This is a genomic window from Methanoregula sp. (assembly GCF_002835825.1).
Classification (GTDB): domain Archaea; phylum Halobacteriota; class Methanomicrobia; order Methanomicrobiales; family Methanospirillaceae; genus Methanoregula.
The window spans coordinates 1-1,048 of the sequence record NZ_PIZH01000761.1; the positions used below are offsets into that span (position 1 = coordinate 1).

Below are 1,048 nucleotides of genomic sequence, written 5' to 3' on the forward strand. Positions count from 1 at the left end.
GCCTGTTTTCTTCCGGTGATGTCTTCGATGAGTATGGTGAAGCCCGGCGTCCCGTCATCAAAGATGGCGGAGATTATTTTGGTGGAAAAGACTGCTTCACCCCCGCTACCCATGACCGCGGTTTCGATGGTCTCCGTTGCGCCTTCGGTTCCTGCCGAGGCAATACGCTCCAGGGGGAGGCCCCGTAAAAGTGAAGTTTCCATCTCATCCGCCCGTTGCCCGATGACCGATTCCCGCGAGAGCCCGGTGAACCGGAGGAACCGGTCATTTGTCTGCACGATCCGGTGCTCATCGTCAAGGAGCAGGATCATGTCAGAAGAGAAATCCATCATTGCGGTGACCGGGACCCGCTGGGACAGGGTATAGACTTTGGACGTCCCGAACTGCTTTGCCTCGACATGCCCGGAGATCAGGAGGATCTCGAGATATTTTGCCACCGAATTCCGGTTCATCCGCAGCTGCCGGGAGATCTCGGTGATGCTCATGCCCCTTGGCCGGAATTTCAGCGCTTTTCTGATCCTTCCGATTTTTTCATCATCCAGGATCATATACAAGTTACAGAATAGATTAAGTGCTCTTTAAGGTTTGGACTGGCGGGAACGCCATCACCCTAATCAGCTCCTCCCGCAAACAGCTCTTCCCATGTCAGGTCCGGGTGAGAAGCGGGTGATCCTTCTTGTCTCATGCCTCGCTTCGTTCCTTGTGCCCTATACCGTCTCATCCCTCACGGTTGCCCTCCCGGCAATCGGCGAGCAGTTCGGGCTCGATGCCGTGACGCTGGGCTGGGTCACGTCCGCGTACCTCCTCACCGCAGCGATCTGCATCGTTCCGTTCGGGAAACTTGCCGACCTGTACGGGCGCAAGCGGTTCTTCATTCTCGGAAACCTGCTCTTTGCGGCCGGTTCACTCCTTGCTGCAGTCTCCTGGTCGGGATCAGCCATCATCGCTGCCCGGGCGGTCCAGGCACTCGGCGGGGCGATGGTCTTTGCGACCTCGGTCGCTATTGTGGCCGCAGTCTTCCCGCCCGGGCAGCGATGATGGCTGATCC

At 57.9% G+C, this 1,048-nt stretch carries 2 protein-coding genes; one reads left to right on the forward strand and one right to left on the reverse strand.

Going from position 1 to position 1,048, the window contains the following annotated elements; genetic code table 11:
• The coding region (locus CW742_RS15005; RefSeq protein WP_292421794.1) for a PAS domain S-box protein at nucleotides 1–485 on the reverse strand (485 nt) is incomplete at its 3' end.
• A gap of 157 nt (nucleotides 486–642) precedes the next feature.
• On the opposite strand from CW742_RS15005, the gene CW742_RS15010 reads away from it, so the two are divergent.
• Nucleotides 643–1,038, forward strand: coding sequence for an MFS transporter (locus CW742_RS15010; RefSeq protein ID WP_292421797.1), 396 nt, complete (start codon nucleotides 643–645; stop codon nucleotides 1,036–1,038).
• Nucleotides 1,039–1,048 lie beyond the last annotated feature (10 nt).